10 protein-coding genes (1 of these 10 cut by a window edge) are annotated in these 14292 nt (G+C 63.7%); 2 read left to right on the forward strand and 8 right to left on the reverse strand.

Annotated elements, in window-relative coordinates; genetic code table 11:
* A protein-coding gene (locus tag ACWGTI_RS05425) for a M23 family metallopeptidase (protein WP_454586140.1) crosses the window boundary here: on the forward strand, window positions 1-1360 show its 3' portion. It extends 611 nt beyond the left edge of the window; the window shows 1360 of its 1971 coding nt (coding positions 612-1971); the start codon falls outside the window, past its left edge; the stop codon is at window positions 1358-1360.
* 72 nt (window positions 1361-1432) lie between these two features.
* Here ACWGTI_RS05425 and ACWGTI_RS05430 read toward each other — a convergent pair whose 3' ends face one another.
* Window positions 1433-2989, reverse strand: a complete 1557-nt coding sequence (locus ACWGTI_RS05430) for an MFS transporter (RefSeq protein WP_454586141.1) — start codon at window positions 2987-2989, stop codon at window positions 1433-1435.
* Window positions 2990-3155: 166 nt separating this feature from the next.
* On the opposite strand from ACWGTI_RS05430, the gene ACWGTI_RS05435 reads away from it, so the two are divergent.
* On the forward strand, window positions 3156-3788 hold the full coding sequence (locus tag ACWGTI_RS05435) for a TMEM175 family protein (RefSeq protein ID WP_454586142.1): 633 nt from the start codon (window positions 3156-3158) through the stop codon (window positions 3786-3788).
* Here ACWGTI_RS05435 and ACWGTI_RS05440 read toward each other — a convergent pair.
* The 7 genes from ACWGTI_RS05440 to ptsP all read right to left on the reverse strand — a co-directional run bounded on the left by ACWGTI_RS05440 (window position 3762) and on the right by ptsP (window position 14230).
* Window positions 3762-5291: a L,D-transpeptidase family protein gene (locus tag ACWGTI_RS05440; RefSeq protein ID WP_454586143.1), complete on the reverse strand. Its 1530-nt coding sequence runs from the start codon at window positions 5289-5291 to the stop codon at window positions 3762-3764. The two genes, ACWGTI_RS05435 and ACWGTI_RS05440, sit on opposite strands and share 27 nt — an antisense overlap.
* Before the next feature lie 191 nt (window positions 5292-5482).
* Window positions 5483-5839, reverse strand: a complete 357-nt coding sequence (locus ACWGTI_RS05445) for an MmcQ/YjbR family DNA-binding protein (RefSeq protein ID WP_454586144.1) — start codon at window positions 5837-5839, stop codon at window positions 5483-5485.
* Between the two features lie 70 nt (window positions 5840-5909).
* Window positions 5910-8516, reverse strand: a complete 2607-nt coding sequence (gene clpB / locus ACWGTI_RS05450; RefSeq protein ID WP_454586145.1) for an ATP-dependent chaperone ClpB — start codon at window positions 8514-8516, stop codon at window positions 5910-5912.
* A gap of 210 nt (window positions 8517-8726) precedes the next feature.
* The gene (locus ACWGTI_RS05455) at window positions 8727-9695 is read right to left on the reverse strand and encodes a DUF4167 domain-containing protein (protein ID WP_454586146.1); all 969 of its coding nucleotides are present in this window, start codon (window positions 9693-9695) and stop codon (window positions 8727-8729) included.
* Window positions 9696-9999: 304 nt separating this feature from the next.
* Window positions 10000-10878: a peptide chain release factor N(5)-glutamine methyltransferase gene (gene prmC / locus ACWGTI_RS05460; RefSeq protein WP_454586147.1), complete on the reverse strand. Its 879-nt coding sequence runs from the start codon at window positions 10876-10878 to the stop codon at window positions 10000-10002.
* Complete coding sequence (gene prfA / locus ACWGTI_RS05465) at window positions 10871-11950, reverse strand: peptide chain release factor 1 (protein ID WP_454586148.1); 1080 nt, start codon at window positions 11948-11950, stop codon at window positions 10871-10873. The genes prmC and prfA overlap by 8 nt, the downstream gene beginning before the upstream one ends.
* 9 nt (window positions 11951-11959) lie before the next feature.
* A complete protein-coding gene (ptsP, locus tag ACWGTI_RS05470) occupies window positions 11960-14230 on the reverse strand; it encodes a phosphoenolpyruvate--protein phosphotransferase (RefSeq protein ID WP_454573292.1) in 2271 nt (756 codons plus the stop codon).
* Window positions 14231-14292: the final 62 nt, after the last annotated feature.

Genomic DNA, 14292 nt, shown 5'->3' on the forward strand with positions numbered 1-14292 from the left:
TGAGGTGGAAAAGGTGGTGCGCGAGGCCGGCACCGATCTCAGCGACGGCGCCATCCAGGTTGCCTCGCTGCATTATGTCGATCCGCAGCGATTCGGTGACGCCTTCGCCGAATCGATGGCCGGCTCCTACGACGTCAAGATCGTGCCGGAAAACGTCTCGGTGGCACCGCGTGTCGCTTCCGACGACCAGACCCCGGCCTTCGCAGAGGAAATCATTCCCTTCACCAGAGACCGCGACATTGTCGAGGCCTTTGCCGATTCGGGCTATACGGGCGATGACGCCACCGGCATGGCCGAGGCGATCGGCAAGCTGCTAAACGCACCGGCTCTCAAGGCCGGGACCGTGCTCCGCGTCGGGCTCGAAGTGCATGGCGACGCCGCCAAGGTGGTCCGCACCAGCGTCTATGACAAGACAACGCACATCGTCACCTTAGCGCTCGACGATCGCGGCCAGTACGTGCCGGCGCAGGAACCGGAGCCGAATCCGGAATTGCTGACGGCGTTCGATGATTCGTCGGCGCCGGTGGTGGTGCGCGGCAACCTGCCGAACGTCTATGACGGCATTTACCGCGCCGCCTATTCCTATGGCATGTCGAAGAAGCTGACCCAGCAACTGGTCAAGCTCCTGGCCTCCGGCGTCGACTTCCAGTCGAGGCTCAATCCGTCGGACCGCATCGACGTGCTGTTCTCGCAGCCGGACGGCGACGACCAGGCCTCCGACGAATCGGAACTGCTCTATGTCTCGTCGACCTTCGGCGGCCAGACGCGCAACTTCTACCGCTTTCAGATGCAGGACGGATCGACCGACTATTTCGACGAGGACGGATCGAGCGCCGAGCAGTTCCTGCTGCGCAATCCCCTGCCCGCCGGAAAATTCCGCTCCGGCTTCGGCGCTCGCCGGCATCCGATCCTCGGCTATGTCCGCATGCATACCGGCGTCGACTGGGCAGCCCCCATCGGAACGCCGATCATTGCCGCCGGCAACGGCACCGTCGAAAAGGCCGGCTGGGCCGGCGGCTATGGCAAGCAGATCATCCTTCGCCATGCCAATGGCTACGAGACCTCCTATAACCACCAGAGCGCCTTCGCCAAAGGCATCGAACCTGGCGTCCACGTCCGGCAGGGTCAGGTCATAGGCTATCTCGGCCAGACCGGCCTCTCCACCGGGCCACATCTTCACTACGAGCTGATCGTCAACGGTACCAAGGTCGACCCGATGCGGGTGCGCCTGCCGGTCGGCAAGGTACTGAAGGGCGACGACCTGGTCGCCTTCAAGCGCGAACGCGAGCGCATCGACGATCTGCTCAAGCAGGAAGACGGCAATTCGCTGAAGGTCGCGAGCGCCAAGATCGAAGGCTGAGCCCTCACACTCGACACCGTCGAAATCATATTTGGCCCAAATCAGAGCATTTCGAATCGGACCGGCTCTGAATCAGGTCGGCTGATTCTCTTCGGCGCGTGACCAAGGCAGCTTTTGCCCCGAAACGGTTGCCCAGGCGATGACAGCAGCAAGCAGGCAAAGCACGGCCGTCACCGTCGACACGGCAGAGAACGCAGCATCGCTGGCGGCGAGCCGCGTCGCTTCGAGTTCCGGCGCGAGCGCCGCCGAGACTGGTTCGCCGAACCCCGGAATGCCGGGCCTGACGCGGGTATCGAGCATCGTCGAATAGACCCAGGCCGCCAGCGACCCCATCGCCGCTACCGCGATCAATCCGCCAATGCGCGAAACCGCATTGTTGATGCCCGAGGCGGCACCGGTATCCTTGTCCTCGACCGCCGTCATGATCGCCGTCGACAGCGGCGACACGACCAGCGCCATGCCGAGCCCCATCACCGCCATCAACGGAAACGTGCCGGTCCAGAAATTGTGCATGCCGCCATGGGTAAGCAACGCAAGCCCGGCAAAGGCGATGGCGACGACCAGGCAACCGCTGGCAATCGGAAACCGCGGACCGATCCGATCCGACCACTGGCCGACGGGACCCGACAGCAGCGCGATCGACGCCGACAGCGGCAGGAAGATGAAGCCGACTTCCTTGGTGCTCAGTCCCCATCCGGCGATCAACAGCATCGGCAGGTAGAACAGATTGGCCGACAGCGCGAAATAGAGGAAGAAGGTGGCGACGTTGGCGCCGGCGAAGGCGCCGATCCGAAACAGCTTGAGATCGATCATCGGCTCGCTCTGCCGAAGCTCGAAGACGATGAAGACGACGAGCAGCACCGCTCCCGCGGCGATGCTCGGTCCTGACATCAGTCCACCGCCTTCGGCGCTCATCGCGGTCAGCCCATAGGCAAGCGCCCCGAAGGCAAGCGTGGCGAGAGCGGCGCCGCCGAGATCGAGGCTCCGCTTCTCTGTCGGCGCGTCGGCGGGAATCTTGGCCAGCAGGAGATAGATCGAGATCAGCCCGAGCGGCAAATTGACGGCGAATATCGCCCGCCAGATGCCGCCGCCAAAGGCCGACAGGACAAAGCCTCCCAGCACCGGACCGAGCGCCGTCGTCAGCGCCGAAGCGGCGGCCCAGATGCCGATCGCCCGGCCGCGCTCCTTCTTCGGATAGGCCTTGGCGATGATGGCAAGGCTGCCCGGCACCATGATAGCCGCACCGATGCCCTGAATGGCGCGAAAGGCGATGAGCACCAGCGCATTCGGCGCCATCGCGCAGGCAAGCGAAGTGACAATGAACAGCGCAATGCCGGCAACGAAAGCGCGTCGCAGGCCGAACCGGTCGCCGGCAGCACCCCCCGCCAGAATCAGCGCTGACAGCGTCAGCGCATAGGCGTTGGAAATCCATTGCGCTTCGGCGAGGCTGGCGCCGAGATCGACGCGCATTGCCGGCATGGCGATGGCCAGGATAGAGCCGTCGATAAAGCCGAGCGCGGATGCCAGGATCGCCGCGACCAGCACGAACTTGCGTTGCGACGGCGGACAGAACGTGCCGTTGGAAACAGAACTGCTCGGGGAAACTGCCGCATCGCTCGGAGACTTCATGAGCGTCTGCTTAGACGCCTTCCCGGCCAGCAACAACCGGCCAGCACCCCACTGTCATGACTCCAGTTCGGCAAAACCCTGCCCGCATGGGCAGGGTCACATCAATCCGGATGTAAAGCGCCGAGGCCGTGTTAGGTTTCAGGGATGCAAGCAAAGGGGAAGCCGTATGAAACGACCACTCGAAGCATCGGCGGAGGCGCGCGGACGCGTCGTCGGCATCACCGATGGCGTCTTTGCCATCGCGCTGACCCTGATCGTGCTCGAGATCCGGGTCCCGGCGCACCAAATGGTCCACTCCGAAGGCGAACTGCTTTCGGCGATCGCAGCATTGGCGCCGCGCTTCCTGACCTATGCGCTGAGCTTCCTGACGCTAACCATCTTCTGGTTCGGCCAGCAGGCGCAGCACGGGCTGATCGCCAGATCCGACCGGCGGCTTGCGACGCTGAACCTGTGTTTTCTGGCCTTCATAGCCCTGCTGCCGTTCTCAACCGACCTTCTGGCCGACTTCCTCGAATTCAGGACCGCGGTGCTGGTCTACTGGCTCAATTTGCTGATGCTGGGCATCACCCTATTTGCCAGCTGGTGGTATGCGGACAAGAACGGCTTTCTCGCGGAAGATGCCGACGCCGAGACCAGGCGCACCGTCTATATGCGCATCGTCAAGGCGCAGATCCTGTGGGCGATCGGCGCAGCGCTGTGCCTGATCACGCCGCTGCTCAGCATCGGTTTCATCCTGCTGGTGCAGCTCATCTATGCCGCCGCGCCGCGCGCCTCATTGCTGCGTAAACTCATCGGTTGAGGTCCCGCCGACATCCGCGATTGTTGGTCCGCCGACGAATTCCACCGTGACGCCCGGCGAGACGAGTTTGGCCAGTTCACGCGCGTCCCAGTTGGTCAGGCGCACGCAGCCATGGCTTTCGGTCTTGCCGATCTTGGAGGGGTCTGGCGTGCCGTGAATGCCGTAGGTCGGCTTGTCCAGCGCAATCCACACCGAGCCGACCGGGCCGTTCGGCCCCGGCGGGATGGTCAGGATCTTGGTGTTCTCGCCCTGCTTGAAATTGATGTTGGGGTTGTAGGTGTAGTTCGGGTCGAGCGCGACCCGCGACACGGTATGGGTGCCGGTTGGCGACGGCGTGTCGGCGGAGCCGATGGTAGCCGGATAGGCCGCGACCAGCTTGCCGGCGGCATCATAGGCGAAGACCTGCTTCTTGTCCTTGTCGGCGACGATGCGGGCAACCGGGGTCGACACCAGCCGGCCGAAGTTGGCGACCTTGATGATCGTGCCCGGGCGGTTGAAGCCGCCGTCGGGGTTGAGCGACTTCAGATAATTCTCGTCCATGTGGAAGCGCTCGGCCAGGGCTTCCGTGACGGAGGTGTAGGCCATGCGGTCGAGCTGCGCCTTCTGGCTGTAGTCTTCCGGTATCGAGGCGACATAGGGACCGGCTGCGTCCTCGGGCGTGATCGTGTAATTGGCGAAAGCATCGCCGCCGGATTGCGCAAGGGCTGCCTGGATGCCGACCGCGTCGGTCGAGCGCAGATTGCTGCCGGTGATCTGGTTGTAGGCGGCCAGCGCCTTGTCGACATTGGAGCCGAACCGCCCGTCGATGACGCCGGGCGAGGCGCCGGCGCGGTCGAGCAGCACCTGCAAGGCAGCCACATCCTGGCGCGCGCCGAGTGAAAGCGAGGGGTCGACGACCGCCTTGCCGTCTACCTTCGGCGGCTGGGCTGCCTCGTCACCCGGTGTCGCCGGTTGAACCGGATCTATCGAAGCCTCGTCGAGCGGCTGGCGCTTGATGCCGTCCTGCTCAGGCTGGGACGCGTCCGGATACGTGTTGCCATAGGTCCCCTCGTCCCGTGGCGCATCCGGAAAGACCTGGTCCGAATTGTCGCCATAGGGATCGTTTTCGTCGACCGACGGCGGAATGACGGTGCCTTCCTCTTCCAACTGCTTGCGGCGGAAACGCGCCATGTCCTGAGGATCATCGAGATAGTAGCGGTCATCATCCTCGACCGGTGCGCGTCCGAGTTCGCGCGTTCGCATCTGACGGCGCAGCGCGCGCCGGTCGAGCCTGGTCTGCGGCGGCTGGATGGCGATGACCTTGCCGGTGTCGGCATCGACGATGACACGGTTGCCCCTGGCGTCGTAATAGATGTCGAGATTGCCGTCCTGGGCAAGCACAATGCCGCCGCTATCGGCAGCGCGAACAACCGGCAATGCGTCATCCACCGTCGGCGATGCCATGGCGCTGGATGCAAGCAGCCCGGCGGCGAGCACCGAAAAGACAAAGATCGTGCGGAACATGGTGGTCAAACTCTCCGGTCCCTAATTGCCGCCGCTCCGGCAGTGTTCCCTTCAGAACGCACTCGCGTCCGTTTGGATGCGCAAGGAACGCCCTGACCGTCAAAACCTTGCAGGCAAACCCCTTCGCCAGCAAACCAGAACATAAGCTTTCCAACATGAACCGGGCATGAAGATGGCGGATTTCAGGTCGCCTACAGGCCCAATTCCTTGCGCGTCTGCTTCGTCAGCTTGAGGACGACGAGGCGATGGCTTTCGCCGAGATAGTCCTTCAGCGCATCATCATCCATGCTTTGGCTTGTCTGACGCTGGATCCATTTCATACCGCGCGAGGCAAGATAGGGCGCCGGCCTGCAGCCGGGCTGGTCCTTCAGAATGTCATAGGCCATTTCAGAACATTTGAAGGTGACGAAAAGCTGGCCGCCATCATTCCAGCCGCCGATGGCAAAGACCTTGCCACCGACTTTCCAGACATGGGCGCCGCCCCATTGCACGACATGAGTCGTCTGCGGCAGCGAGGCGCAGAAGCTGTTGTAGTCGTCCAGCGTCATCTGAACCCCGCCAAAGGATTGTTATTTCATAAGAAAATGCCGCGCGTCCGATAGGACACGCGGCACGGTATCAGGCTGCCGCTTCGGTCGCCACCACAGTGGGCTTCGACCGGAAATTCAGCCTGTCGGAGCCGGCGGTGACCTTGACGGTCGAGCCGTCGAGGATCTCGCCGAGCAGGATCTTCTCGGCCAGCGGGTCCTGCAGGTCCTTCTGCATCACCCGCTTCAGCGGCCGCGCGCCATAGGCCGGGTCGTAGCCCTTTGCCGCCAGCCAGTCGATCGATTCCTGGTCGAGCGACAGCGTGATCTTGCGGTCGACGAGCAGGCTTTCCAGCCGCTTGAGCTGGATCTGGACGATGCGGCCCATATCCTGCCGGCGCAGCCTATGGAACAGGATCACCTCGTCGACGCGGTTGAGGAACTCCGGCCTGAACGAGGCCCTCACCACGCTCATCACCTCGTCGCGGACGGCGTCGACATCCTGGTCTTCGCCGAGATTGACCAGATATTCGGCGCCGAGGTTCGACGTCATGATGATCAGCGTGTTGCGGAAGTCGACCGTGCGGCCCTGCCCGTCGGTGAGCCGCCCGTCGTCGAGCACCTGCAGCAGCACATTGAACACATCCGGATGCGCCTTCTCGATCTCGTCAAACAGCACGACCTGATAGGGCCGGCGCCGCACCGCTTCGGTCAGCGCGCCGCCTTCCTCATAGCCGACATAGCCGGGAGGTGCGCCGATCAGGCGGGCGACCGAGTGCTTCTCCATGAACTCCGACATGTCGATGCGCACCAAAGCGCTCTCGTCGTCGAACAGGAAGTTGGCTAGCGCCTTGGTCAGCTCCGTCTTGCCGACGCCGGTCGGCCCGAGGAACATGAACGAGCCGATCGGCCTGTTCGGATCCTGCAGGCCGGCACGAGCGCGACGCACAGCCTTGGACACCGCCTGCACTGCCTCGCCCTGGCCGACGACACGCTTGCCGATCTCGTCTTCCATGCGCAGCAGCTTGTCGCGTTCGCCCTGCAGCATCTTGTCGACCGGAATGCCGGTCCAGCGCGACACGATATGGGCGACGTGGTCAGGCGTGACCACCTCTTCGACCATGCCGGCCTTGCCATCCTGGGCCTCGGCTTCCAGGAGCTTCTTCTCCAGCTCCGGGATCTTGCCATAGGCAAGCTCGCCGGCGCGCTGGAACTCACCCTTGCGCTGGGCAATGGCAAGCTCGTTTCGTGCCTCGTCGAGCTGCTTCTTAAGATCGGCGGCGAGCCCAAGCTTTTGCTTCTCGGCCTGCCATTTGGTCGTGATCTCGGTCGATTCCTCCTCGAGGCCGACGAGTTCCTTTTCCAGGCGGGCGAGCCGGTCCTTCGAGGCGTCGTCGGTCTCGACCTTCAGCGCCTCGCGCTCGATCTTGAGCTGCATGATGCGGCGGTCGATCTCGTCCAGCGCCTCAGGCTTCGAATCGACCTGCATCCGCAGCCGCGAGGCGGCTTCGTCGACGAGGTCGATCGCCTTGTCGGGCAGGAAGCGGTCGGCGATGTAGCGGTTGGACAAGGTTGCCGCCGCCACCAGTGCCGAATCCGAGATGCGCACCTTGTGGTGCTGCTCGTATTTTTCCTTCAGGCCGCGCAGGATCGAAACCGTGTCTTCAACCGACGGCTCGTCGATGAACACTGGCTGGAAACGACGGGCAAGTGCGGCATCCTTCTCGACATGCTTGCGGTATTCATCGAGCGTGGTGGCGCCGACGCAGTGCAGCTCGCCGCGCGCCAATGCCGGCTTCAACAGGTTCGAAGCGTCCATGGCGCCATCGGCCTTGCCGGCGCCGACCAGCGTGTGCATCTCGTCGATGAACAGGATGATGCCGCCGGCCGCAGAAGTGACTTCGTTGAGCACGGCCTTCAGCCGCTCCTCGAACTCACCGCGATATTTGGCGCCGGCAATCAGCGCGCCCATGTCGAGCGCCATCAACTGCTTGTCCTTCAGCGATTCCGGCACGTCGCCATTGACGATGCGCAACGCCAGGCCTTCGGCGATCGCCGTCTTGCCGACACCGGGTTCACCGATCAGCACAGGGTTGTTCTTGGTGCGCCGCGACAGCACCTGGATGGTGCGGCGGATCTCGTCGTCGCGACCGATCACGGGGTCCAGCTTGCCGGCGCGGGCGTCGGCGGTCAGGTCGCGCGCGTATTTCTTCAGCGCGTCATAGCCCTGCTCGGCGCTCGCCGAATCGGCTGTGCGACCCTTGCGGACATCGTTGATGACCTGGTTCAGCGCCTGCGCGGTAACGCCGGCCTTGGCCAGGATGTCAGCCGTCTTGGCTGATTTTTCCATGGCCAGCGCCTGCAGCAGTCGCTCGACGGTGACAAAGGAATCGCCGGCCTTCTTGGCCAGCTCTTCCGCAGTCGAAAACACCTTGGCCAGCGGCTGCGCCAGGTAAAGCTGGCCGTTGCCGCCTTCAACCTTGGGCATTGCCTCAAGTGCGGTCTCGACGCCGAGCTTGACGTCACGGACGTTGCCGCCGGCGCGCTCAATCAGCGAAGCGGCCAGTCCCTCATCGTCGTCGACGAGGACTTTCAGCATATGTTCTGGGGTGAATTGCTGGTGATTGCGCGAGAGCGCCATGGTCTGGGCGGACTGAATGAATCCGCGGACGCGCTCGGAGTATTTCTCGAGGTTCATGTCTGTCTCCTTCCATCACCGGCCCGCTTTGCGGCACCGGATCAGATTGCGGTGACGGACCCGCTCATCGGAGCCGGGTCCAGTTCCCGCTAGATATGGGGCGCAAACCATTGCCGCTCAAGACGTCAGGCCGATGATATTGCATGCCCGGGCAAACAAAAACGGCGGAGATTTCTCTCCGCCGTTTGCAAGCATTACCGTCTTGTTCGGTCAGTTGTTGGCGTCGACGACGAACGGGTCGCCGGCCGGGCTTTCAGCCGGTGCCGCATCCACCACCTCGGTGGCTGCGGCGGTTTCGCTGGCGCTATCCGCTTCACCACCGGACTGGTTGTCACTGACGTGATCGGCATTGGTGCGCGGGCGCCGCGGGCGCCGCGGGCGGCGGGCAGCGCCGCTGTCGGCGGCTGCCTCATTGAGCTCGGCTCGGGCAGCAAGAGCCGCCGGCGACAGGTTTTCGTACAGCGGTGCCGGCTCGGAGAAACCGGTCTCGGCTGCAGGCTCAGCCGCAGCGACGGTCTCCCCCTGTGCCGGCGTCTCGTTGAAGCGCTGCTGGTCGCCGCGCTGGCCGTTCTGCTCGCCACGCTGGGCAAAGTCGCCACGCGGCTCGTTCTGGCCATAACCGCCAGGACGACGGTCACGGTTGCGGCCATTGTTGTCGCGCCCGTTATTGTTGCGGCCATTGTTGTCGCGGCCATTATTGTTCTCGCGGCTGTTTTCCTGGCCATATGCCAGTTCGGCCGGCGTGCCTTCGATCGTCGGCTGCGGACCGTTGCCAGGATTGGCGAGCGGAGCCTGTGTCTCGCCGCCATTGCCGTTGCCGGCATTGTCGAAATCGTCGCGATCTTCATCGTCTTCGAAATCGTCCCGGTTCTGCTGGGCATTCTGGATCGGCATCTGCGCCTGCGCGGCGGCGATGATGCGATTGTAGTGCTCGGCGTGCTGGAGGTAGTTTTCCGCCATCACCCGGTCGCCGGAGCTTTGCGCGTCACGGGCCAGAGTGGCGTATTTTTCGGCGATCTGTTGAGCCGATCCGCGGATCTTCACGTCCGGGCCGTTGCTCTCGTAGTTGCGCGTCAGGGGATTGGGGCCCTTGCGGTTGTTGTTGTTATTGTTGTTGCCACCGCCGCCGCCATTGTTGTTGCGACCGCGCATGCGCCTGTTCTGCTGTTGTGGCCTCATAAGACTCTCTTCATTTTGAAATTTTCGAAAAACGTTTCACGAACGGAGGCGCTCATGCAGCCAGCCGTTTCGTTTCTTCACCGGCGTTCGCCCGCATCAATTGCGTTGGCGCCACGTGTCATCCTGTTCCGGTTACATCACTTGCCGGACGATTCCCGCACGAAGCTTGGGCGTCGTTTGCGCAAGAAGGCAGCTATTTCCAAGGAAAACCGAATCGCTAAGAGCACTGCCTGCTTCGTCTCATCCGGTTAAGTCGGACCCTAGCCGCATTCCCCGGCATTGCCAAGCGCTTTTTTGCACTGCGTCAAGGCTTTCCCTGTTCAAACATAAGAACCCTGTCGTTTCCGCCAAGATCGACGAATGCCCCGGTCAGCCTGTAGCCGGCTGCCGCGAATATGTCTTTGACCTCATTGCGCTGCGTGTGGCCGATCTCGACCGCAATCTTGCCTTGTGCTTCCAAAAAGCTTGCCGCCTCGGCGGCGATGATCCTGTAGGGGCCAAGACCGTCCACACCGCCGTCGAGGGCTCTGTGCGGATCGAAATCGCGGACCTCGTCCTGCAGATTTCCAATGTCTTCAGTAGGTATATAGGGAGGGTTTGCGGCAATTACATGGTACCGGCCGCAAACTTTTGCGAACCAGTCGGAGTGCAGGGCCTCAAACCGGCCGGCCAGCCCGGTTTGCCTGGCATTGCGCGTCGCGGTCGTGAGCGCATCCTGTGAAATATCCACGCCGGTGGCGGTCGCGGCGGGAACGGCGCTGAGCAAAGCCAGCGCAATGGCGCCGGTGCCGGTGCCAAGATCGAGAATGCGGCATTCCCCCAGCCTTTCAGCCATTTCGCTAGCAAAGGGCAGGACCGCCTCGACCAGCGTTTCGGTGTCCGGCCGCGGCTCCAGCGTTTCCGGCGACAGCGCGAGCCGCAGCCCATAGAATTCGCGATAGCCGAGGATGCGGTGCACCGGTTCGCCGGACAGGCGGCGCCGCAAGGCGGCGTCGGTCGCGGCAACGGCATCGGCGTCGACCGCCCTTAGTGGGTCGGCTATCGCCTGCGTGCGGTCGGTGCCGGAGAAATGCTCGACGATCAGCCTGGCATCCAGCGTCGGGTCAGCAATGCCGGCCGCGGCAAGCCGCTCCCGCGCTGCCCGCAGCAGCAGCCCGAGCGTGCCGGGTAGGATGTCAGCCATCGAGGCCGATATCGGCAAGCAGCTTCGACTGGTGGTCGGCGATCAGCGCGTTGATGACCTCGTCGAGCTCACCCATCATCACCCGGTCGAGCTTGTAGAGCGTCAGGTTGATGCGATGGTCGGTTAGCCGCCCCTGCGGGAAATTGTAGGTGCGGATGCGCTCCGAACGGTCGCCAGACCCGACCTGTGATTTGCGCGCCTCGGAGCGCTCCTCGTCCGCCTTGCTGCGCTCCATGTCATAGAGCCGCGCGCGCAGGATCTGCATGGCCTTGGCTCGATTCTGGTGCTGCGATTTCTCCGCCTGCACCACCATGATGCCGGTCGGCAAATGGGTGATGCGCACCGCTGAATCGGTGGTGTTGACGTGCTGGCCGCCTGAACCCGAGGCGCGCATCGTGTCGATACGGATGTCTTCGGCGCGAATGTCGATGTCGACCTCTTCGGCTTCCGGCAGCACGGCAACCGTCGCCGCCGAGGTATGGATGCGCCCGCTGGCCTCGGTCGCCGGCACGCGTTGCACGCGATGCACGCCGGATTCGAATTTCAGATGGGCGAAGACGCCCCGGCCGGAAATGGTGGCGATAATTTCCTTGAAGCCGCCTGCGTCGCCCTCGCTCGCCGACACCGTCTCGAAGCGCCAGCCGCGTTCGGCGGCATAGCGCTCATACATGCGAAACAGGTCGCCGGCGAAAAGCGCTGCCTCATCGCCGCCGGTGCCGGCGCGGATTTCGAGGATGGCGTTCTTGTCGTCGGCGGCATCCCTGGGGAGCAGCAGGATCTGGATATCCTTTTGCAGTTCCTCAATACGCTCCTCGACGCCGGGTAGATCGGCTTCGGCCAGCGCCCGCATCTCGGCATCGGTGCTTTTATCGGCAAGCATCGCTTCGAGGTCGGCCTGTTCATGCTCGGCCGAACGCAATTCCCTGACCTTGGCCACCATGTCCTGCAGCTCGGCATATTCCGATGCCATCTTCACATAGGCATCGGCCGCAGGCCCGGCCGACATCTGCGCTTCGAGCATCTCGAAACGCTTGACGACCTGATCCATACGCTCGCGGGGAAGGTTGACCATGGGCTGATGCTATAGCGGGATGGAGCGGTCGTCGGCAAAGGCCTGCAGCAGCGCCCGCATCGGCAGGCCATGCGCCGGCGCCATCAGATTGTCGGCGAAGAAGGCCTCCAGTTCCTCCAGCGGCAGTTCGGTCAGCATCGCCTTGACCGGACCGATCGAGGCCGGCGACATCGAGATCGAACGGTAGCCCAGGCCGATCAGCGCCATGGCGGATATGGGTTTGCCGGCAAGTTCGCCGCACAGCGTCACCGGCGTGTGATTGCGCGCGCCGGCGTCGGCAATTTGCTTCAGCACCCTGAGGAACGGCGCCGACAGCGTGTCGAAGCGGTTGGACAGCTGCGTGTTGCCGCGATCGACCGCCATGACGAACTGGAACAGATCGTTGGAGCCGACCGAGACGAAATCGACCGCCTTCATCAGATCGTCGAGCTGAAACAGCAGCGACGGCACTTCCAGCATGGCGCCGAGCTTGAGGCTGGTCGGCAGATGATGGGCAAAGCGCGAGAGGTGCCTGACTTCGCGGTCGATGATCTCGCGCGCCTGGGCGATTTCGCCGAGTTCCGTCACCATCGGCAGCATCAGCTTCAATTCACGCCCGCCGCAGGCTTTGAGCAGAGCGCGGATCTGCGTCCTGAGTAGGCCAGGCCGGTCGAGCGTCAGGCGGATCGCCCGCCAGCCGAGCGCCGGATTTTCTTCCTGGATGGCGCCCTTGAAGTAGGGCAGCACCTTGTCGCCCCCAATGTCGATGGTGCGGAAGGTGACCGGCTTGCCGCGCGCCGCGTCGAGCACGTCGCGGTAGAGTTTCTCCTGCGCTTCGGCGCGCGGGAAGGTCGAGGCGACCATGAACTGCAGTTCAGTGCGGAACAGGCCGATGCCGGCCGCACCCGCTTCGGCCAGCTGCGGCAGATCGACGGCGAGGCCCGCATTCATCAACAGATCGACCTGGACGCCGTCCTTGGTTACAGACGGCTTTTTACGCAGTTCCCTGTAGACTTCCTGCCGGCGCGCCCGAAAGCGGACCTTTTCGGCATAGGCGGCTTCGAGGTCCGGCTGCGGCCGCAGATGGATCGTGCCTTCCTCGCCGTCGACGATGATGGCATCGCCGTTTTCCGCCATGGAAACGGCGCCCTTCATCTGGCCGGCGACCGGAATGCCCATGGCGCGGGCGACGATGACGACGTGGCTGGTGGCGGCGCCGTCTTCGAGCACCACGCCGCGCAGCTTGTCCCGGGGATAATCGAGCAATTCGGCCGCGCCCATCGAACGGGCGACCAGGATAGCGTCCTTCGGCAAGGACGCCGCGACATCCTCCGGCCCGCGGCCCATCAGCTGGCGCAGCAGGCGGTTGGCGAGATCGTCGAAGTCGCTCATCCGCTCGCGCAGATAAGGGTCGGTCATGTGCAGCATGCGGGCGCGCATGTCGCTCTGCACCTTTTCCACCGCCGCTTCCGCCGTCAGGCCGTTGCGGATCGCCTCTTCCAGCCGCCGCACCCAGCCGCGGTCGTTGGCAAACATGCGATAAGCTTCGAGCACCTCGCGATGCTCGCCCTCGAAGGCGACATCGCGACGCTCCAGCATGTCATCGATGGAAAGTCGCAGCGATCCAAGCGACGTCTCCAGCCGGCGCACCTCCTCCTCGCTGTCCTCGTTGAACAGATTGGTGACGACAATGCGCGGCTCGTGCAGCACCACATGGCCGAGGCCGACGCCGTCGTTGAAGGACAGGCCGGTGAAGCTGACGGGACGGCGCAGGTCGAGTTCGAGGCCGGGCCGGGTGAGCCGCGCGAGATCGCCGGTGGCGATCATCTCGGCGATCACCATGGCGGTCGTTTCAAGCGCCTCGACCTCGTCGTCGCGATAGTGGCGCATCGTCTTGTTCTGCACCACGAGCACGCCCAGAGTGCGCCCGGCCCTCAGCACCGGCACGCCGAGGAACGAATTGTAGATCTCTTCGCCGGTCTCCGGCAGGTAGGCGAAGGCCGGATGTTCCTGCGCGTTGGAGAGGTTCAGCGGCCGCGCACTGGCGGCAATGGTGCCGACCAGGCCTTGTCCCAGCCGCAGCTGCGACAAATGGACGGCGTTCGGGTTCAGACCTTCGGTGGCGTAGAGTTCGAGCACCGAATCGGCGCGCAGCACATAGAGCGAGCAGACTTCGGCGACCATGTTGGAGGCGATGTCCCGCACGATCCGGTCGAGCCGCTCCTGCGGCTCCAGCGGCTCCTGCATGAGCTCGCGGAGCCGTTTCAGCAGAACGCGCGGGCCACTGGCCGTATCACGCATCGCGGCTTCTTCTCCAATGGGCATTTTGCCCGCCGCAGTTTCCACTGCGACCGGCGCACACG

The organism is Mesorhizobium sp. ArgA1 (genome assembly GCF_053714375.1).